This is a genomic window from Algorimicrobium bowmanii (assembly GCF_054031195.1).
Map to the genome: position 1 here is coordinate 1,695,692 of NZ_CM132929.1, position 19,719 is coordinate 1,715,410.

Consider the following 19,719-nt stretch of genomic DNA (forward strand, 5'->3'; position numbering starts at 1 on the left):
ACCATGAATTATATTCCTAACATACTTTTTGCCATAGCACTTATAATAGGTATTGGCTATTTTGCAAACAACGTTAGAAAATTGTTGCGAAATATTAAACTAGGTCAAGATGTTGACGTTAGTGATAATACCTCCGAGCGATGGAAAAACATGATTAATATTGCATTAGGGCAAAGTAAGATGGTAAAACGTCCTGTATCGGGGTTTTTACATGTTGTTGTTTATGTAGGTTTTGTTATCATAAATATTGAAGTCCTTGAAATTATTATTGATGGTTTAACGGGGAGTCACCGAATTTTTTCTAGTGTACTACCGGATTCAGTTTATGGTTTTTTAATTGGTTCATTTGAGGTTTTAGCAGCTTTAGTATTTGTAGCTGTTACTGTATTTTGGATTCGAAGAAACATTATCAAAATTCAACGATTTTGGAAATCTGAAATGACTGGTTGGCCTAAAAATGATGGTAATATCATTCTTTATTTTGAAATGGTATTAATGACATTGTTTTTAGTTATGAACGCTACCGATGTTACATTTCAAAATATGGATACAGGTAATGTAGTGAGTCAGTTTATTGCACCGTTATTTAGTGGTATGTCTGAAGGAACATTGCATATGGTTGAGCGTTCTGCTTGGTGGTTGCATATAGTTGGGATTTTAGCGTTCTTAAATTATTTATACTACTCTAAACACTTACATATTTTATTAGCTTTTCCTAATACGTACTACGGAAAAGTTAAACCAAAAGGACAACTTAATAATTTAGAAGCTGTAACAAAAGAGGTTCAAATGATGATGGATCCGGATGCCGATCCGTTTGCAGCACCAGCTGAAGATGACGCCTCGGATGTTCCTGAAAAATTTGGAGCATCGGATGTTCAAGATTTAAATTGGGTACAACTTTTAAATGCTTATACCTGTACAGAATGCGGGCGTTGTACAAGTGAATGTCCGGCTAATTTAACGGGAAAAAAATTATCACCTCGTAAGATTATGATGGATACCCGTGACAGATTGGAAGAAGTTGGAAAAAATATTGATGCCAATAAAGGAACTTTTCAAGATGATGGGAAGCAGCTATTAGATGACTATATCACACGAGAGGAGCTTTGGGCGTGTACGTCTTGTAATGCGTGTGTAGAAGCTTGTCCTATAAGTATTGACCCACTTTCTATAATTATGGAAATGCGTCGATATTTAGTAATGGAGCAGAGTGCTGCACCGATGGAATTAAATAATATGATGACAAATATTGAAAACAACGCAGCGCCTTGGCCTTACAACCAAATGGATCGTTTAAATTGGAAAGATGAATAATAGACAACCAATCTATTCTAAATAACTAAGATTTCGTTATCAGTTTTAAGAACCATTTAAAGAAGTAAGAATTAACAAAAAATTTTATATATATAGTTTAATAACAGGAGTATTCTTGATTTTGGGAATTACAGATGTATATGCTCAAAGCTATGCCAAGGATTCCTTACAAATTAAAGTGTACACACAAATTACATACAAAGAGCAGATAGCTAAAGATATCAAGCTATTAAAGGTTTTTTGTGATTATTGCACCGATAAACAAACGAGCAGTATTGGTTACGCAGCTTTAAGACGTGCGTATGATGAACGTTATGATCCCGAAAATATTTTAGAAAACGGGGAAAAGAAACTGGCAATAATTATCCGCATTGATAAAGGAGATTTTTTAGCCATTAATGAAGAAACTATAGATTGATTTTTTATAAATATAACCGTTAAATTATACCCAAATGAAAAGAGAAGACGCCGATAAACTATTGCACGAAAAAGTAGAGGCAGGTGAAAAAATTAGTCCAATACTCCCAGAAGGTGTTAAGAACTATTTAATAGATATTGACGGTACAATTACTGAAGATGTTCCTAATGAAGAGCCTGAGCGTATGGCAACTTGTGAGCCTTTTCCAGATGCATTAGCAACTTGTAATAAATGGTATAATGACGGACATTTAATTTGTTTTTTCACTTCAAGAACGGAAGAACACCGTGAAGTAACAGAAACCTGGTTAAATAAACATGGTTTTAAATTCCATAGCTTATTAATGGGTAAACCAAGAGGCGGAAATTATCATTGGATAGATAATCATTTAGTGAAAGCGACTCGTTATAAAGGGAAATTTACAGATTTAGTTGATAAAAAAGTAACCATCCAAGTTTTTGATGATGGTAAACATGAATAAAATATATTATGAGCGAACAACTTAAAGTGCCTACAATGGCAGAATATATGGCGGAAGGCAAAAAACCAGAAGTGTTATTTTGGGTAGGCTGTGCTGGAAGTTTTGATGATAGAGCAAAAAAAATAACGAAAGCATTTGTTAGAATTCTTAACAAATCTAATGTTGATTTTGCCGTTTTAGGTAGCGAAGAAGGTTGCACAGGGGATCCTGCAAAACGTAGTGGAAATGAATTTTTATTTCAAATGCAGGCCGTAACCAACATAGAAGTATTGAATGCTTATGAAGTTACCAAAATTGTAACTACATGCCCGCATTGTTTTAATACCATGAAAAATGAGTATCCAGAACTTGGAGGTAAATATGAGGTTATGCACCATACTCAATTTTTAAAATCACTATTAGCTGATGGACGTTTAACTATTGAAGGTGGACAGTTTAAAGGTAAACGTATAACGTTTCATGATCCTTGTTACTTAGGTCGTGCCAATAGTGTTTATGAGGCTCCTCGTGAGTTAATTCGTAAGCTTGATGCCGAATTAATTGAAATGAAAAGCTGTAAAAGTCGTGGTTTATGTTGTGGAGCAGGTGGAGCACAAATGTTTAAGGAACCAGAAAAAGGAAACCAAGACATTAATGTAAAGCGTACAGAACAAGCTATTGAAACTAAACCAGAAATTATTGCTGCAGGTTGTCCATTTTGTAACACCATGATGACCGATGGAGTTAAAGCTAAAGATCAAGAAGCAAATATTGAAGTTATGGATATTGCCGAACTAATAGCAAACGCTGAAGACCTTTAAAATTATGAGCTTTTTTCAACGAAATAAAACATATATAAAATTAGGGGCTATTTCAGGCTTAATGTTTGCTTTAGTGATGTTAATATTTGATCATTTTATGGACCGACCATTTTTACTCTGGAAATTTGCACTGCATTTTGTGCTATTCGGAAGTTTTAATGGCTATATGGCATATCGAAAAGTCAAAAAAGAAGAGCAAAAGCGCAATAAATAGCTTTAAAATGGAGTTTGCTTCTTAGAGTTTTTTTTATGAGTCCTTTGTAAGTTTCGTAATTAAATTTAGTCAATATTGGCAAGCATAATACAAGCTTGTTGTTTTCATATAAAATTTTACACTATTATAATTTTACTCGTAACTAGAACGTCTCATGTTGTTAGCAAAATATCATTAGCTATGGCTCTATTTAAAAAACATAAGCAAGCTCTAATTTTAGGAGCAGTACAAGGTTTTTTATTTGCAGGAATTATGGCTTTATTTGGACTATCTGATTATAGTCCATTTAACTGGAAACAATTTGTATTCTATTTTTTTAGTTTTGGAATTTGTACGACGCTTTTAAATATTAAAGTAAAAAAGAAATAAAAAGAAAATGTTAGTAGATTTTAGTTCATTACCAGAAGAATCACGAGTTTGGATTTATCAAGCAAATAGAACGTTTACAGATACCGAAATTGAAGAAATTCAAAATAAATTAAATAATTTTATAGAGAATTGGACAGCTCACGGCGCTGATTTACAAGGAGGGTTTACTATTAAATATAAACGGTTTATCGTTTTAGCACTGAATCAGAATTTAAATAAAGCCACAGGATGCTCAATTGATGCCTCTGTTCACTTTATACAAGAATTAGAAAAGGATTACCAAGTTGATTTAATGGATAAAATGAATGTTTCATATAAGCAAGGTGATTTTATAGCTTATAAAACATTATCAGATTTCAGAAAAATGGCCAAAGACCGCGCCATATCTAAAAACACAATAGTTTTTAATAATTTAGTAAATAATATTGCTGAATTTAATGAGCATTGGGAAGTGCCTGCTAGTGAAAGTTGGCATGGACGTTTTGTAAAGTAAGACCTATCTAAGTCACTCGTCTTTTTTTAAGATATAGCTTGTGTTTTTTCGTTTATTCTACATAAGGATATACACTATTAGAACTTTATTTTGTTTAGAAAACTTTTAACTTTAAATGGTATTATAATTCTATCTTAAAGTCTGTGTACTTTTCTATCAAAAATGGTAATTTGTCATAAATTTTATTGAATATTTTTAAATTATCCCTCGTTATATGCGATATATACTTGTTTTAGCTTTAATTATTTTAACGCCTTTCATGGGGTTTTCTCAAACACCAGATCCATTATTAACACCAGATGCCGACGCGCAAATGAAATGGGTTGATAGTGTATATAACGGATTGTCATTAGATGAGAAAATTGGTCAACTTTTTATGGTACAAGCCTTTTCCAATAAAGGTTTAAAGCACGAGAATATTATAAGTCAAATGGTAACTAAAAACCATATTGGTGGTATTATATTTTCAAAAGGAGATCCGGTTAGTCAAGCTAAATTTAATAATAACTTACAAGCTGTAGCCAAGGTGCCACTTCTTATTGGTATGGATGCCGAATGGGGCTTAAGCATGCGTTTAGATTCAACTTATGCATTTCCATGGAATATGACTTTAGGAGCTATAAAGGATAACCATTTGGTTGCAAAAACGGGTTACCATATTGGAGAGCACTGTAAACGATTAGGAGTTCATTTTAATTTTGCTCCAGATGTGGATATTAATATAAACCCTAAAAATCCAATTATAGGTAACCGCTCTTTTGGAGAAGATCGTACTAATGTTACTGAAAAAGGAAGCGCTTTTATGCAAGGCATGCACGATGCTGGAATCTTATCAAGTGCTAAACACTTCCCAGGCCATGGTGATACGGAGGTTGATTCTCATAAAGCGTTACCAACAATTGATGTAGATTTAAAACGCCTGGATTCTATAGAAATGTATCCGTATGCGCGCTTAATTAAAGATGGTGTTTCCAGTATTATGGTTGCACATTTAAATGTACCGGCTTTAAATCCTGAAGCAGGTTTACCCTCGTCTTTATCGAAACACATTATAACTGATATTCTTAAAGAACGTATGGGGTTCAAAGGGTTAATATTTACAGACGCCTTAAATATGAAAGGTGTTGCTAACTTTGATACGCCAGGCGATATAGATTTAGCAGCATTTTTAGCGGGTAACGATATTCTTCTTATTTCTGAAAATGTACCAAAAGCTGTAACTAAAATAAAAGAAGCATATACTACCGGACAAATTACTGAAGAACGTTTAGCGCATTCAGTTAAGAAAATTTTAAAGGCCAAGTATAAAGTAGAGTTAAATAAATTTCAACCTGTAAAACTGGATAATCTAGTTGAAGATTTAAATAGAGTAGAAGATGATGCGCTTTATGAAAAGCTCATGGAAAATGCCGTAACGATTGTAAAGAATAAAAATGATGTTTTACCTATTAGAGCTTTAGAAACAAAAAAGATAGCTTATTTAAAATTAGGTGATGCTGATGGTTCCGATTTTTTGAAAGGATTACAGAAATATGGTAAAGTTCATGAAGTTAAAGGGCAAAAACTAGATGAAGTAATAGAAGAACTTAAAGGATATAATACCGTTGTTATTGGTTTTCATCGTTCCAACGCAAACCCTTGGAAAAGTTATAAGTTTACAGATAAGCAGTTGGTGTGGTTATATGAAATAGCACGAACTAATAATGTTATTCTGGATATTTTTGTGAGGCCATACGCTTTATTAGATGTTAAAACCTTAGAGAATATTGAAGGTTTAGTAGTTAGTTATCAGAATAGTGCTATTGCTCAAGACGTTTCTGCTCAAGTATTATTCGGAGCAGTTAAAGCACACGGTAAATTACCGGTGTCTGTAGGAAATGGTTATAAAGCTGAACATGGTATCACATTGCCAAGTTTATCTCGTTTAGGATATGCTGTTCCTGAGCGTGTAGGAATGAGTAGTACCAAACTAAATAAAATTGATGCATTAGCTCAACGTGCTGTTGATGAAAAAATGACACCTGGAATTCAATTGCTAGTTGCAAGAAAAGGGAAGGTGATATACAATAAAAATTTTGGTAGACATACGTATGATAGTAGCTCGGAAGCTGTAAAGTTTAATGATATGTATGATGTAGCTTCATTAACTAAAATATTGGCAACCTTACCATTAATTATGGAACTTGAGGAAAAAGGGATTGTGTCCTTAGATACAAAATTATCTGAGATACTTCCTGAATATCAAAATTCTAATAAAAAGGACATTACATTAAAGCAGATGTTATCACATTATGCGCGCTTGAGCCCATGGATACCTTTCTATTTTGCGACATTAGACGATAATAAGAAACCAGATCCAAAGTATTATAAAAAATCGCCTAGTGGGCAATTTACAGTTAAAGTAGCTAATGAATTATATATACGTGCCGACTATCAAGATAGTATGCAGAAAATAATTAGAGAAAGCGATTTACTAAAAACACAACGTTACCGCTATAGTGATTTACCGTATTATATTCTTAAAAAATACATTGAGCAATATTATGATAAGGGATTAGATGAATTAGTTCAGGACCATTTTTATAACTCTTTAGGAGCTAACTTAACAACCTATAATCCGAATAATAAGTTTAGTGATTTAAATATTGTACCAACTGAAATGGATGATTATTTCAGATATCAAAAAGTTCAAGGATATGTGCATGATATGGGGGCTGCTATGCAAGGTGGTATTGGCGGTCATGCAGGAATTTTTAGTAACGCAAATGATGTTGCTAAAATCATGCAAACGTATTTGCAAAAAGGATATTACGGTGGTAAACGCTATTTTAAAGCAGAAACATTAGATAAGTTTAATACTTGTTTTTATTGCGAAAATGATAACCGTAGAGGTGTTGGTTTCGATAAACCCCAACTAGGAACTAATGGGCCAACTTGTGGTTGTGTATCCATGTCTAGTTTTGGACATTCGGGGTTTACAGGAACCTATGCTTGGGCTGACCCTGACCAAGAAATTGTATATGTATTTCTAGCTAATAGAACATTCCCTAAAGCAGGTACTAATACTTTATTAAAAGAAAATATTCGAACAGATATTCAAGCTTTAATTTATGAAGCTATTATTGAATAACTTTTCATTACGCTGTATAGAAAAACAAGTTATTACGACCAACCAAATAAAAAAATAATGAAAATAGGAATAGTATGTTATCCAACCTTTGGTGGAAGTGGTGTAGTAGCTACAGAATTAGGTATTGAACTCTCAAAACGTGGCCATGAAGTTCATTTTATCACCTACAAACAGCCTGTAAGATTAGAGTTATTGGGTAGTAATGTACACTTTCATGAAGTAACTGTTCCTGAATATCCTTTATTTCATTATCAACCCTATGAACTAGCCCTATCTAGTAAGTTAGTAGATATGGTTAAACTTCATAATATAGAGGTTCTGCATGTGCATTATGCTATTCCGCACGCTTATGCTGCATACATGGCTAAAAAAATGTTAGAAGAAGAAGGTATTCAAGTACCAATTGTAACAACTTTGCATGGTACCGATATAACATTAGTTGGGAGCCACCCGTTCTATAAATCGGCAGTAGCATTTAGTATAAATAACTCAGATGCTGTAACTTCCGTTTCTGAAAGCCTAAAACAAGATACACTACGATTATTTCCTATTAAAAAAGAAATAGAAGTGGTTACAAACTTTATAGATATTGCCAAACATTTAAATGGTTTTACCGATTGTCAACGTGCAATGATGGCTAAAGATGATGAATTTATAATTACACATATAAGTAATTTTAGGCCTGTAAAGCGAATTGCTGATGTTGTTAAAGTATTTTATAATATTCAAAAAGAATTACCAGCTAAGTTAATGATGGTTGGTGAGGGGCCAGAAAAAGAGGCAGCCGAAAAATTAGCTATAGAGTTAGGTATTGAAAATAAAGTAGTTTTCTTAGGAAATAGTAATGAAATAGATAGAATTTTATGCTTCTCAGATTTGTTTATTTTACCTTCTGAAACAGAAAGTTTTGGTTTAGCAGCTTTAGAAGCTATGGCTTCTGGAGTTCCGGTTATTTCAAGTAATTCAGGAGGGATTCCTGAAGTTAACATCCATGGTGTTTCAGGATATTTAAGTGATGTAGGAGATGTAGATGATATGAGCACGAACGCCTTGTCTATACTTAAAGACACCAATATACTTAACACATTTAAGCAACAAGCAACCGAGCAAGCTCGAATGTTTGATATTTCTAAAATAGTGCCTCAATACGAAGCCATATATGAGAAAACCTTAATAGCTAGTAAAGTATAAACTCAGGCTAGTTACATCACTTAATAAAATAAAAAACGACACCATTTAGGTGTCATTTTTTATTATTGAATAAATGGTAATATTAAAATTGATAACGTACGCCTAAGCCAATATCAAAATCCAAATCATTATTATCGTAATCTGAGCTTCCAAAACCAAGTTCAGGTCTGAAATCTAAGGATAAAAGTAATGGGAAATCAAAACTGTATTCGATACCAACATTTCCTGCTAAAAAAACAAAAGCATCAGTATCTTTATAGCGGTTATTAAAATTGTCATAATACTCAGACTTGTATGAACCAAAACCTAATCCTGGACCTGCATACCAATTAAACCCACCTTCAATATTCCATACCCAATGATATAAACCCGCTAATTTAAAACCGTCATAATCGCGCCCGTCTCGCCAACCAAAATCAACTTCAATTCTGTTGCTTTCAGATAATGCACGTTGGTATGATATTTCTGCACCAAAACCATCACTATCGCCTAAACGTAATCCGATAGCATTTTTCGATATTTCTTGAGCAAAACTACTAGTAAATAAGCCTAAAAAGGCAGCAAAAAATAAATGTGATATTTTCATAAACTCTTTTTCTTTTTTTGTTAATTAATTTACGTGTGAAATATTAAAACAGATGTCCAATTAAGTAAAAAAAATATTAAATACTTAATGTTATTGAAATTCTTTTTAGCTTTATCAATCCATAATAATTAAAGCAGTGAAACAGCATCTAACCCAATTAAACAATAGCTTGAAAGGCGATTTGTTTACCGATAATTTACTCAAATCTATTTATGCTACTGATGCGTCTGTATATAGGATTCTACCACTTGCAGTTGCATACCCTAAAGATTCTGAGGATATTAAAACACTCATCAAGTTTGCTGCTAAGCATCAGGTGTCACTTATTCCTAGAGCCGCAGGAACGTCTTTAGCAGGGCAATGTGTGGGACCGGGTATTGTGGTCGATATTTCAAAATATTTTAATAACATATTGGCCTTTAATGAAGCTGATAAGACAGTTACAGTTCAACCTGGAGTTGTTCGTGATGTTTTAAATAATTATTTAAAACCTTATGGCTTATTTTTTGGGCCCAATACATCCACATCAAATAGATGCATGATTGGAGGTATGGTAGGTAATAATTCATCTGGAACGACTTCAATACAATATGGTGTTACACGAGATAAAGTAATAAAGTTACAAACCATTTTAAGTGATGGGAGTGAAGCTAGTTTTTCAGCTATATCTAAAACCGATTTTTTAAAGCGTTCCAAATTAACAAACCTTGAAGGGCAAATTTATAAAGCACTTTATGAAGCTTTAGAATCTAAAACTATTCAAAAACAAATAATTGAAGCTTTTCCAAAACCTGAAATTCATAGGAGAAATACAGGGTATGCTATTGATAAACTTATAGAATCTAACGTTTTTTCTGATTCTGAGACAGATTTTAATATGTGTCAATTACTAACCGGAAGTGAAGGAACCTTAGCCTTTACAACCGAAATCACTTTAAAGTTAGATTTGTTACCACCAACAGAATCAGCTTTAGTGTGTTTGCATTTTAATTCAATAGAATCTTGTTTGAAGTCTGTTGAAACCGTTATGCAATATAATTTGCATACCTGTGAAATGTTAGACAAAACAATTTTAGATTTAACGAAACACAATAAAACACAACAACAAAACAGACAGTTTATTATTGGTGATCCGGAAGCTATTTTAATGTGCGAACTCCGTGAAAATTCTGTTAACGGTTTAAATAAGGCTATTATAGCGCTACAAGAAAACTCTGAAGTTGTTAATTTGTGTTATGCTCAAGTTGTTCTTCAGGATGAAGCTATTAACCAAGCTATGGAGCTTCGTAAGGCAGGTTTAGGGTTATTAGGGAATATTGTTGGTGATAAGAAATCGGCTGCTTGTATAGAGGATACAGCTGTATCTATACCCGATTTAGCCAATTATATAACCGATTTCACAAAAATCATGAATGGGTATAATCAAGAGGCTGTTTATTATGCTCATGCAGGTGCAGGTGAATTACATTTGAGACCTATACTAAACTTAAAAAAGAAAGAGGATGTTATACTTTTTAGAAAGATAACAACCGATGTGGCTCATTTGGTAAAGAAATATAATGGTTCGATGAGTGGTGAGCATGGTGATGGTATTGTTCGTGCAGAATTTATACCAATAATGATTGGGCCTGATAATTATAAGATTATAAAGTATATTAAGTCGGTTTTTGATCCACTTAATATTTTTAATCCAGGGAAAATTGTTGATGCGCTTCCTATGGATGAAAATTTACGCTATAAACCTAATAGAGAAGAACCACAGGTTGATACCTTGTTAGATTTTTCTGGATCTTTAGGGATTTTAAGGGAAGCGGAAAAGTGCAACGGTTCTGGAGATTGTAGGAAATCGGTTGAATTTGGAGGTGTTATGTGTCCTAGTTACCGAGCTACCAAAAATGAAAAAGACACAACGCGTGCTCGTGCTAATGCTTTGCGAGAATTCTTAACGACCTCTAATAAACGAAATAAATTTAATCACAATGAATTAAAAGATGTTTTCGATTTATGTCTTAGTTGTAAAGCATGTGCATCAGAATGTCCTAGTAGTGTAGATGTTGCTAGTTTAAAAGCTGAATTTGAATATCAATATCAGAAAGAAAACGGGAGTTCATTGCGTACTAAATTATTTGCATATAATAATGACTTGAATGGTTTTGCTAGTCGTGTTTCGGGAATCTCTAATTATATGTTTACAAACAAGGTAACAAGTCGTGTTATTAAAAATAACTTAGGTATTGCTATAAATAGAACATTGCCTTTAATTTCAAACAAACCTTTAAGTAGATGTGTTAATATGTCTAAAAGTCAAGAACTTAAAAAACAAAAGAAAGTTGTTTATTTCTTTATTGATGAGTTTACGGATTTTTTAGATACTCAAATTGGTAAAGATGCAATTGCCTTATTAGAAGCGTTAAACTATGATGTTAAATACGTAAAGCATCGTGAATCTGGTCGCGCTTTTATATCTAAAGGATTCTTAAAACAAGCACAGAAATTAGCGAATGAAAATGTAGCAATCTTTTCGAAAATTATTTCAGATGAATCGCCATTAATTGGTATTGAGCCATCTGCCATTTTAACTTTTAGAGATGAGTATTTAAAATTAGCAACGGACAAAGAAGCAGCCAAAACACTTGCTAAAAATTGTTTGTTAATTGAAGAGTTTTTACAAAAGGAGATAGAATTAGGATTTATAAAGCCTTCTCAATTTACTTCTGAAAATAAGGTGATTAAATTTCATGGCCATTGCCACCAAAAAGCATTAAGTAGTCAGAAGTCTAGTTTTGACATATTGAATTTACCTGTAAATTATAAAGTAACTATTATACCAAGTGGTTGTTGTGGTATGGCCGGAAGTTTCGGATACGAAAAAGAACATTATGAAGTAAGTATGCAAATTGGAAATCAAACCTTATTTCCTGCTATTAGTAAAAGTCCGGAAACCACAATTATAGCAGCAAATGGAACTAGCTGTAGGCATCAAATTAAAGATGGAACCCAAAGAGAAGCATTTCATCCAATAAGTATTTTAAAAGCGGCGCTAATTTAATTCTTATTTATGTTTTTTAACTATAGTTATTGCTGCAATTAAATCATTAACCTCGGCTTCCTTAACATCACTATCGGCAAAGAATGGCGATAATTTATCATGGTTATAATGATATATTTTCCAGCGTTTAAATTGATATTCTAGTGCAGTAAAATTCTCAACCCAATCGCCTGAGTTTAAATAGGTTGTTTTACCGTACTTATTTTCTTTAATTAACATTTTTGGTTGATGTATATGTCCGCATACAACATAGTCATAGCCGTTTTCAATAGCTAAATCGCTTGCAACACTTTCAAAATCACTAATATATTTAAGTGCCGATTTTACACTGTTTTTAATACGTTTTGATAAAGAGTATTTTTCTTTTCCTAAGCGTTCTAAACACCAGTTTATTAATCGGTTTATTAGGATTAATACATCGTAACCATAACCTCCAAGTTTTGCTAACCATCTCGCATTCTGAATAGATGCATCAAAAACATCACCATGAAAAAACCATGCTTTTTTTCCATCTAGTTCTAAAACAGCTTTATCTACTATAGAGATGTTTCCGATAGTCATGTCACTAAATTTACGGAGCATATCATCATGATTACCTGTAATATATATGACTTCTACGCCATTAGCAGCCATATCCATGATTTTTTTGATAACCTTTAAATGGGACTTTGGGAAATACCGTTTGTTGAATTGCCAAATATCAATAATGTCACCGTTTAAAATAAGTTTTTTGGGTTGAATACTACTTAAATAGGTTAATAGTTGTTTGGCATGACAACCATACGTACCTAAGTGTACGTCAGAAATTACGGCTATCTCTATTTTTCGTTTGAGTTTCAAGTTTCTTAAAATTATGCCGCTAATATCAGGATTGATTATTAATTAAATATTAAGTGCTAATTATTTAGTTGTGAGGAATTTGTTAAATAATTGTTAGCTAATTAGATGCTAATTATTGCCTATAAGCACAAAAGCATTTTTGTTTCTGTGATAATACAAGTACTTTAGCAGATAAAATTAAATTTATGGCAGGCAATTCTTTTGGAAATTTGTTTAAGTTAACAACCTTTGGCGAGTCACATGGCGTAGCTATTGGTGGAGTTGTTGATGGATGTCCTTCTGGTTTAGAATTAGACTTTAATGCTATTCAAGATGAATTAAATAGACGTAGACCTGGACAGTCAGATATAGTAACGCAACGAAAAGAGCCTGATACCGTAGCATTTTTATCTGGAATTTTTGAAGGTAAAACAACCGGGACACCTATAGGATTCAGTATTCAAAATGCCAATCAAAAGTCAAAAGATTACTCGCATATTAAGGATGTTTACAGACCTAGTCACGCCGATTACACTTATGATAAAAAATATGGTGTTCGTGATTATCGCGGAGGTGGACGTAGTTCTGCAAGAGAAACAGCATCACGAGTTGTAGCAGGAGCTATAGCCAAACAATTTTTAAAAGACATTAAAATTTCTGCTTATACATCATCTGTTGGTGATATTTTTTTAGAAAAACCATATCAGGATTTAGATTTTTCTAAAATTGAATCCAATGCTATACGTTGCCCAGATACTGAAACGGCAAACCGCATGATTGCTAAAGTTAAAGAAATAAGGAAAGAAGGGAATACTATTGGCGGTACGATAACTTGTGTGTTGCAAAATGTGCCTGTAGGTCTTGGCGAGCCTGTTTTTGACAAACTTCATGCTGAACTTGGTAAGGCTATGCTATCAATCAATGCCGTTAAGGGATTTGAATATGGTAGTGGGTTTTGTGGTGCAAAAATGACAGGAACTGAGCATAATGACCTTTTTAATACAGATGGTAGTACGAAAACTAATTTATCGGGAGGAATTCAAGGTGGTATTAGTAATGGTATGGATATTTATTTCCGTGTAGCTTTTAAACCTGTGGCAACAGTAATTCAAGATCAAGAAGCATTAAATTCTAAAGGAGAAATTGTAGATATGCAAGGTAAAGGACGCCATGACCCATGTGTGGTTCCTAGAGCAGTACCTATTGTTGAGGCTATGGCCGCTCTTGTTTTAGCAGATTACTTCCTTTTAAATAAGGTTTACAAATAGTATAATATATTACGACTTTTTAACAATTAGATATGAAAAAACTCGCATTGCATTGGCAGATTATATTAGGAATGGTACTAGGTGTCGTTTTCGCATTAATCATGTCGAATTTTGAATCAGGAAGTGAATTAGTAACAGATTGGATTAAGCCTTTCGGAACTATATTTATTAATTTATTGAAATTAATAGCAGTGCCACTTATATTAGGATCTTTGATAAAAGGGGTTTCCGATTTAAAAGATATATCAAAATTATCTAAAATGGGAGGGCGTACCATTGGTATTTATATACTAACAACGGTAATAGCTGTTAGTATTGGTTTATCGGTTGTTAATATTATTAAACCAGGAAAATCTATTTCCGAAGAGACACGTATAGAGTTAGTAGAGAGTTATAAAGGAGATGCTGATGGAAAAATAGCTGATGCTGAGAAACAGAAAAATGCTGGTCCACTTCAAGCTTTAGAGGATTTGGTGCCAAGTAACATTTTTCATGCCGCTAGTAACAATGGTAATATGCTTCAGGTTATATTCTTTGCTATATTCTTTGGTATAGGTTTAATTCTTATACCTGAAGAAAAATCGACTCCTGTAAAACAATTTTTTGACAGTTTTAATGAAGTGATATTGAAATTAATAGACCTCATTATGCTTGCAGCTCCTTATGGCGTATTTGCCTTGTTAGCGGCTTTAATTGTTGAATCGCCAAGTGCGGATTTGTTTAAAGCCTTGGGATGGTATGCGTTTTGTGTGTTATTAGGATTGGGACTTATGATGTTAGTTTATGCATTACTAGTTTATTTAGTAACCAAAAAAACACCTAAATTTTTCTTTAATGGAATTGGTCCTGCTCAATTACTAGGTTTCTCAACAAGTAGTAGTGCTGCTACTTTACCCGTTACTATGGAGCGAGTAGAGGAGCACCTAGGCGTAGAAGAGGAAGTAACGAGTTTTGTTTTGCCTATTGGAGCGACAATAAATATGGATGGTACAAGTTTATACCAAGCAGTTGCAGCTGTATTTATAGCTCAAGCTTTTGGGATGGATTTAAGTTTTGGTGTTCAGTTAGGTATAATTGCTACGGCTACTTTAGCTTCTATTGGTAGTGCCGCGGTTCCTGGTGCTGGAATGGTTATGTTGGTAATTGTTTTGGCTCAAGCAGGTATTCCTGAAGCTGGATTAGCTTTAATTTTTGCTGTTGATAGACCTTTAGATATGTGCCGAACATCTGTAAATATCACTGGTGATGCTGCTGTATCTATGATGGTTGCTAAATCGGTTGGTAAATTAAGCGAGCCAAAAGTGAAAAATTGGGATGACAACTACCAGAAAAATAAGAACTAAAGCGGATATTTGTTTCAGAATTTATTTAGTTTCAAGAACCTATTAGGCCATTCAATAATTTATTATGTTAAGTCTAGTAGTTTAGTTTGTAACTAATTAACAGTTTTTTATAAAAGGGCAACTGTATTTATTTGTATCTTTTAGAAAAACAAAATTTATGGAAAAGCCTAATTTTAAAGGTTTAAAAGCCTTATTTATAAATTGTACTTTAAAAAAATCACCACAAAAAAGTCACACGAATTCTCTAATAAATGTATCTAAAGCTATTATGGAGAATGAAGGTGTTAGCACCGAAGTTATTCGTTTTATTGATGAAGACGTAGCTGTAGGTGTTTATCCGGATATGACCGAGCACGGGTGGGAATCCGATGATTGGCCTTCAATTTTCAAGAAAGTTATGGATGCCGACATTCTTATTGTTGGTACGCCTATTTGGTTGGGTGAGAAATCTTCAGAAGCCCAAAAGCTTATAGAACGTTTGTATGCTATGAGCGGAAAAACGAACGATAAAGGTCAGTATATTTTTTATGGTAAAGTAGGTGGCTGTATTGTTACAGGAAATGAAGACGGTGTGAAGCACTGTGCTATGGGAATTTTATATGCTTTACAACATGTAGGTTATTCGGTGCCTCCGCAAGCAGATTGCGGTTGGATAGGAGAAGTAGGGCCTGGTCCGAGTTATGGAGATACGGAATGGAACGATGAGAAACTAGATTCACCTGTTGGCTTTGATAGCGATTTTACTAACAGAAACACAACATTTATGACTTATAATTTGCTTCATTTGGCACAGATGTTAAAAGTACGAAAAGGGTATCCAAAATATGGTAATTCTAGAGAATCTTGGGATGATGGAACGAAATGGGATTTTGAGAATCCAGAATATCGCTAATGGAGTTTTTTAAATAAACTTTAAGCAGTTTCAGTATCGTTTATAATTAGGCCATCTACCATGGTAAGTTTGCGATCTGCCATATCTGCTAATTCATCATTATGAGTTACAATAACGAAAGTTTGTCCAAATTCGTCACGCAGCTTAAAAAATAAGTTATGCAGGTTTTCGGCTGATTCACTATCTAAATTACCGGATGGTTCATCAGCAAAAATTATTTTAGGTTTGTTAATTAACGCTCTCGCTACTGCAACACGTTGTTGCTCACCACCTGATAGTTGGTTTGGCTTGTGATGATATCGGTCTTTAAGTCCTAAGAAATCTAATAATTCAATGGCGCGTTTCTCTGCGGTTGCTTTATTTGTTTTCTTTATAAAAGCGGGAATACAAACGTTTTCTATTGCCGTAAATTCTGGAAGTAATTGATGAAATTGAAAAATAAATCCAATTTCTTCATTACGAAACTTAGCTAAATTTTTATCTGATAAATCACTAACACTAACATTGTTAAGTGTAAATTGAAATTCGTGTTTCTTAGAGGGTTTGTCTAAAGTACCTAAAATTTGTAGGAGTGTTGTTTTTCCGGCACCAGATGCACCAACAATTGATACAATTTCACCTACTTTGATGTCTAGTTCTACACCTTTTAAAACGTGTAAATCTTGGTAGTATTTATGGAGGTTTTTTACTGAAATCATTGTAATAAAATGAATAAGCAATGTACTACATTCTAAATGGCTTTACAATTAAGAATTTGATTTCTTATTGAAAACTTTTTTAATGTTATTATAATCTATAAAATATTGAATTTTTAACGAAACAACGTTCTGAATAGGTTGTTTTAGTAATTTATCAAAGTTGTTACTAAAATTTAGTCGCGCTTCTTTATTAAGATTAAACAATTGATTTCTGTAAAGTGCTGTTAAAAAACTTCCTGGAGCAAATTGCCATGTGTATCCAAGGTCCAAGTTCCATGTACTAAAATTTATATTAGGGTCATCTAAATCAGCTTCATCAAATGTAGTGTCTGTTTCTGTTAAACGGCCATTTTCTTCAAGTAAATAAATGTTATCATCATATAAAACAGTACTCCAATAGTTTCTAAATGTTAATTCTAATGTGTGAAATGGGTTAAAGCTATAAGAACCTGTTAAACTGTTTATAATGGTTTTTCTATCACGATTTCCAAAAATAATCTCTTCATCTATAATATCAGCATAACCGCGATCGTCATTAATTTTATCGTAATTATAACTGTAAATAAGGAGTAGTTTGTCATTAAATCGTACACGTGGACTTATGCTAAACCAAATATTATTGGTTTCACGATCTTCTTCAAATAGCGTAGCACCTCCGATATTGGCATCTATGGCAAATTTTTTATTATAATTGGAAGAGAGCCAGACATTCGTGTTTAATTGATTTTCATAAATAAAATAGCGTCCATCTACACGTGGCTCAAAATAATCATATTGTTTTCCTGGTTGAAAGCTAATATTACCACCAAACCCATGAATTGTTTTAAGTTGACCTGAAAAAGCTAATCCAATAGTGTTTCCTGTATAAGTGTTTGGATTGGCTAAACGATTATAATCTATCCACGCATTGATATAATAGTTGTTAAATATTCCTGTTGGTTTGAATGTTTGGTAGGACACTTCTGCGCCATAATTACTAAAATTATTTCTGTATTGTAATCCTAGGTCGTTTATATCGTAAGTGTCATCTGCATATTCATGACCTAGCCAATATTGCCAATTTCCAAATACTTTAGAAAACTCTAATTTATAGCTGTAACCTGTTTCTGTGCCAGATTCTAAGTTTAAACGGCTCATTTTTAACTCGGTTACTAAGTTGTAAGTGTTTTTCTTTGTGGTTAAATCGGCTAGAAGTCCTGTAACATTAGCATCTCTAAAATGTCCATTTCGGGTAACGTTTGTGTTTATTAAACTTACAGAAGAGTTTTTGTTAAACTGTTGGTCAACAACTAATATATTGTAATTAGTTAATGGTTCAATTAACTCGTCGCGTGATGTGTTGAGGGTTGTATTCTCAATAGTTGCGTAAGTTTTACCGGTGATGGCGTTAAATACACCTATACCTAAACCGTTTTTAGTTCTTCCAGAAACTTTAATAGCATTTAAAACCTTTACTTTTTCAGGAAATTCGGTTATGTTTTCATCCGAATCTGTTGTAACAGTTCCTGAAGGTTGATTACCTACACGTCTAGAGAAAAATAAATCTCCTTTTGTGAACAAGTCAACACCTTCAGTGAAAAATTGTCGTTGTTCGGAGAAAGTTTGTTCAAATGGACCTAAGTTGAGTTCGACTGCGTCAAAGCCAGCTTGACTGAAATCGGGAATTAATGTGGCATCTAGTGTAAAGTTTTCTGTGATACCGTATTTTAAATCCATTCCGGCATTAAATTGTGTTTCGGTTTTGCCTTCAAAAGTACTAGTGATTCCAGAAATAAAAGGGTATAAGGTTAGTCTGGTAGGAGGATCTAAATTGGTTAAACCTTTTAGTTCTCCATTATAAATACCAACGCTACCTTTAGTTACATCAATAGGATTCCATGTAAATTGCGATCGATCTCTTCGGTAATGTCTGTGAAACTGTAAGCCCCAAGTAGATACTTCTTGGTTTGAAAAACGTAGCGTTCTATAAGGTATTTTCATTTCAACAATCCATCCATCATCAACTATTTTAACAGCGCTATCCCAAACAGCATTCCATCCAAAATCTTCTCCAATACCTGGTGACTCTAAGGCGTCCGCTTGGGTTCCGGAACTAAACACAAAAAATTCCGTGTTATTTTGACCGTCATTATTGGGGTTTAATATTAAACCGAAAAAATCAGACTGGCCAAAATTGTCTCTGCTGGTTAATTGGCGCATAATATCCTTAGGGTTGTCATATAAATAGGCACTAACATATAGAGCGTCATCATCATATGTGATTTTGACTTCAGTTCGTGTTTCAGTCGTTTCTTTGATACCCATTTCTGGGGTAAATTGTATGAAGTTATTAGCTAATTCTGCTTGTTTCCATGCATCATCATCTAGTACCGCATCAATTTGAGGTGGCGTTTCTGCTCGCGTAATATGCAAGACTTTTTTTTCTTGTGCTACCGAAGTAAGGCAACAAATAAAAAATATGATAGTAAATAGCTTGGTTGTCATTTGGTTGGTTTTTGCTATTTTAAAGATTGCTAAAAAAATGATTTGTTACAGTTTTGTTGCAAATCTATGGGCAGAGGCGGGTATTTTATCTTAAATAAACGTTAAATGCATCATGGGTTTTTTAATAAACTTTTAGGTCTTTATGGCTTAGTGTAATTGAAAAATCT

At 33.4% G+C, this 19,719-nt stretch carries 17 protein-coding genes; 13 read left to right on the top strand and 4 right to left on the bottom strand.

The genetic code is table 11. The features are described 5' to 3' along the window. Positions 1-3: 3 nt before the first annotated feature. From ACW5R3_RS07490 to bshA, 9 genes are all read left to right on the top strand, one after another. Entirely contained in the window at positions 4-1,317 is a 1,314-nt protein-coding gene (locus tag ACW5R3_RS07490; protein WP_456576384.1) for a 4Fe-4S dicluster domain-containing protein, read from the top strand. A gap of 115 nt (positions 1,318-1,432) precedes the next feature. Further along, a complete protein-coding gene (locus ACW5R3_RS07495) occupies positions 1,433-1,735 on the top strand; it encodes a hypothetical protein (protein WP_456576385.1) in 303 nt (100 codons plus the stop codon). Between the two features lie 34 nt (positions 1,736-1,769). Beyond that, a complete protein-coding gene (locus ACW5R3_RS07500) occupies positions 1,770-2,216 on the top strand; it encodes an LNS2 domain-containing protein (RefSeq protein WP_456576386.1) in 447 nt (148 codons plus the stop codon). Positions 2,217-2,224: 8 nt separating this feature from the next. After that, the gene (locus ACW5R3_RS07505) at positions 2,225-3,016 is read left to right on the top strand and encodes a (Fe-S)-binding protein (RefSeq protein WP_456576387.1); all 792 of its coding nucleotides are present in this window, start codon (positions 2,225-2,227) and stop codon (positions 3,014-3,016) included. Between the two features lie 4 nt (positions 3,017-3,020). Further along, entirely contained in the window at positions 3,021-3,230 is a 210-nt protein-coding gene (locus ACW5R3_RS07510; protein ID WP_456576388.1) for a hypothetical protein, read from the top strand. Between the two features lie 180 nt (positions 3,231-3,410). Continuing rightward, entirely contained in the window at positions 3,411-3,599 is a 189-nt protein-coding gene (locus tag ACW5R3_RS07515; protein WP_456576389.1) for a hypothetical protein, read from the top strand. A 7-nt stretch (positions 3,600-3,606) separates the two neighbouring features. Next, positions 3,607-4,092 carry an ABC transporter ATPase gene (locus ACW5R3_RS07520; RefSeq protein WP_456576390.1) on the top strand — a complete coding sequence of 162 codons (486 nt, stop codon included), beginning with the start codon at positions 3,607-3,609 and terminating at the stop codon, positions 4,090-4,092. 214 nt (positions 4,093-4,306) lie between these two features. After that, on the top strand, positions 4,307-7,222 hold the full coding sequence (locus ACW5R3_RS07525) for a glycoside hydrolase family 3 N-terminal domain-containing protein (protein WP_456576391.1): 2,916 nt from the start codon (positions 4,307-4,309) through the stop codon (positions 7,220-7,222). 57 nt (positions 7,223-7,279) lie between these two features. Next, positions 7,280-8,413, top strand: a complete 1,134-nt coding sequence (gene bshA / locus ACW5R3_RS07530; RefSeq protein WP_456576392.1) for an N-acetyl-alpha-D-glucosaminyl L-malate synthase BshA — start codon at positions 7,280-7,282, stop codon at positions 8,411-8,413. Positions 8,414-8,495: 82 nt separating this feature from the next. Here the strand turns inward: bshA and ACW5R3_RS07535 are convergent, their stop codons facing one another. After that, positions 8,496-8,999 (bottom strand): hypothetical protein, encoded by a 504-nt coding sequence (locus tag ACW5R3_RS07535; protein ID WP_456576393.1) that lies wholly within the window; start codon positions 8,997-8,999, stop codon positions 8,496-8,498. A 136-nt stretch (positions 9,000-9,135) separates the two neighbouring features. On the opposite strand from ACW5R3_RS07535, the gene ACW5R3_RS07540 reads away from it, so the two are divergent. Further along, on the top strand, positions 9,136-12,048 hold the full coding sequence (locus ACW5R3_RS07540; RefSeq protein WP_456576394.1) for an FAD-binding and (Fe-S)-binding domain-containing protein: 2,913 nt from the start codon (positions 9,136-9,138) through the stop codon (positions 12,046-12,048). A gap of 3 nt (positions 12,049-12,051) precedes the next feature. Here the strand turns inward: ACW5R3_RS07540 and ACW5R3_RS07545 are convergent, their stop codons facing one another. Beyond that, a complete protein-coding gene (locus ACW5R3_RS07545; protein WP_456576395.1) occupies positions 12,052-12,888 on the bottom strand; it encodes a UDP-2,3-diacylglucosamine diphosphatase in 837 nt (278 codons plus the stop codon). Positions 12,889-13,073: 185 nt separating this feature from the next. On the opposite strand from ACW5R3_RS07545, the gene aroC reads away from it, so the two are divergent. From aroC to ACW5R3_RS07560, 3 genes are all read left to right on the top strand, one after another. Further along, positions 13,074-14,135, top strand: coding sequence for a chorismate synthase (aroC, locus tag ACW5R3_RS07550; RefSeq protein ID WP_456576396.1), 1,062 nt, complete (start codon positions 13,074-13,076; stop codon positions 14,133-14,135). 32 nt (positions 14,136-14,167) lie between these two features. Next, positions 14,168-15,478 carry a dicarboxylate/amino acid:cation symporter gene (locus ACW5R3_RS07555; protein WP_456576397.1) on the top strand — a complete coding sequence of 437 codons (1,311 nt, stop codon included), beginning with the start codon at positions 14,168-14,170 and terminating at the stop codon, positions 15,476-15,478. A 157-nt stretch (positions 15,479-15,635) separates the two neighbouring features. Beyond that, positions 15,636-16,370 (top strand): flavodoxin family protein, encoded by a 735-nt coding sequence (locus ACW5R3_RS07560; RefSeq protein WP_456576398.1) that lies wholly within the window; start codon positions 15,636-15,638, stop codon positions 16,368-16,370. Between the two features lie 20 nt (positions 16,371-16,390). On the opposite strand, the gene ACW5R3_RS07565 is transcribed toward ACW5R3_RS07560, so the two are convergent. Both ACW5R3_RS07565 and ACW5R3_RS07570 read right to left on the bottom strand, forming a co-directional pair. Further along, on the bottom strand, positions 16,391-17,068 hold the full coding sequence (locus ACW5R3_RS07565) for an ABC transporter ATP-binding protein (protein WP_456576399.1): 678 nt from the start codon (positions 17,066-17,068) through the stop codon (positions 16,391-16,393). 48 nt (positions 17,069-17,116) lie between these two features. Next, positions 17,117-19,552, bottom strand: a complete 2,436-nt coding sequence (locus ACW5R3_RS07570) for a DUF5916 domain-containing protein (protein ID WP_456576400.1) — start codon at positions 19,550-19,552, stop codon at positions 17,117-17,119. Between the last annotated feature and the right edge of the window lie 167 nt (positions 19,553-19,719).

What these genes read in the sequence shown, in the direction of transcription:
- ACW5R3_RS07520 (WP_456576390.1), top strand. Translation starts at nt 3,607, where the DNA reads ATGTTAGTAGATTTTAGTTCATTACCAGAAGAATCACGAGTTTGGATT.
- ACW5R3_RS07500 (WP_456576386.1), top strand. Translation starts at nt 1,770, where the DNA reads ATGAAAAGAGAAGACGCCGATAAACTATTGCACGAAAAAGTAGAGGCA.
- bshA (WP_456576392.1), top strand. Translation starts at nt 7,280, where the DNA reads ATGAAAATAGGAATAGTATGTTATCCAACCTTTGGTGGAAGTGGTGTA.
- ACW5R3_RS07525 (WP_456576391.1), top strand. Translation starts at nt 4,307, where the DNA reads ATGCGATATATACTTGTTTTAGCTTTAATTATTTTAACGCCTTTCATG.
- ACW5R3_RS07560 (WP_456576398.1), top strand. Translation starts at nt 15,636, where the DNA reads ATGGAAAAGCCTAATTTTAAAGGTTTAAAAGCCTTATTTATAAATTGT.
- aroC (WP_456576396.1), top strand. Translation starts at nt 13,074, where the DNA reads ATGGCAGGCAATTCTTTTGGAAATTTGTTTAAGTTAACAACCTTTGGC.
- ACW5R3_RS07565 (WP_456576399.1), bottom strand. Translation starts at nt 17,068, where the DNA reads ATGATTTCAGTAAAAAACCTCCATAAATACTACCAAGATTTACACGTT.
- ACW5R3_RS07570 (WP_456576400.1), bottom strand. Translation starts at nt 19,552, where the DNA reads ATGACAACCAAGCTATTTACTATCATATTTTTTATTTGTTGCCTTACT.
- ACW5R3_RS07505 (WP_456576387.1), top strand. Translation starts at nt 2,225, where the DNA reads ATGAGCGAACAACTTAAAGTGCCTACAATGGCAGAATATATGGCGGAA.
- ACW5R3_RS07535 (WP_456576393.1), bottom strand. Translation starts at nt 8,999, where the DNA reads ATGAAAATATCACATTTATTTTTTGCTGCCTTTTTAGGCTTATTTACT.
- ACW5R3_RS07515 (WP_456576389.1), top strand. Translation starts at nt 3,411, where the DNA reads ATGGCTCTATTTAAAAAACATAAGCAAGCTCTAATTTTAGGAGCAGTA.
- ACW5R3_RS07490 (WP_456576384.1), top strand. Translation starts at nt 4, where the DNA reads ATGAATTATATTCCTAACATACTTTTTGCCATAGCACTTATAATAGGT.
- ACW5R3_RS07510 (WP_456576388.1), top strand. Translation starts at nt 3,021, where the DNA reads ATGAGCTTTTTTCAACGAAATAAAACATATATAAAATTAGGGGCTATT.
- ACW5R3_RS07555 (WP_456576397.1), top strand. Translation starts at nt 14,168, where the DNA reads ATGAAAAAACTCGCATTGCATTGGCAGATTATATTAGGAATGGTACTA.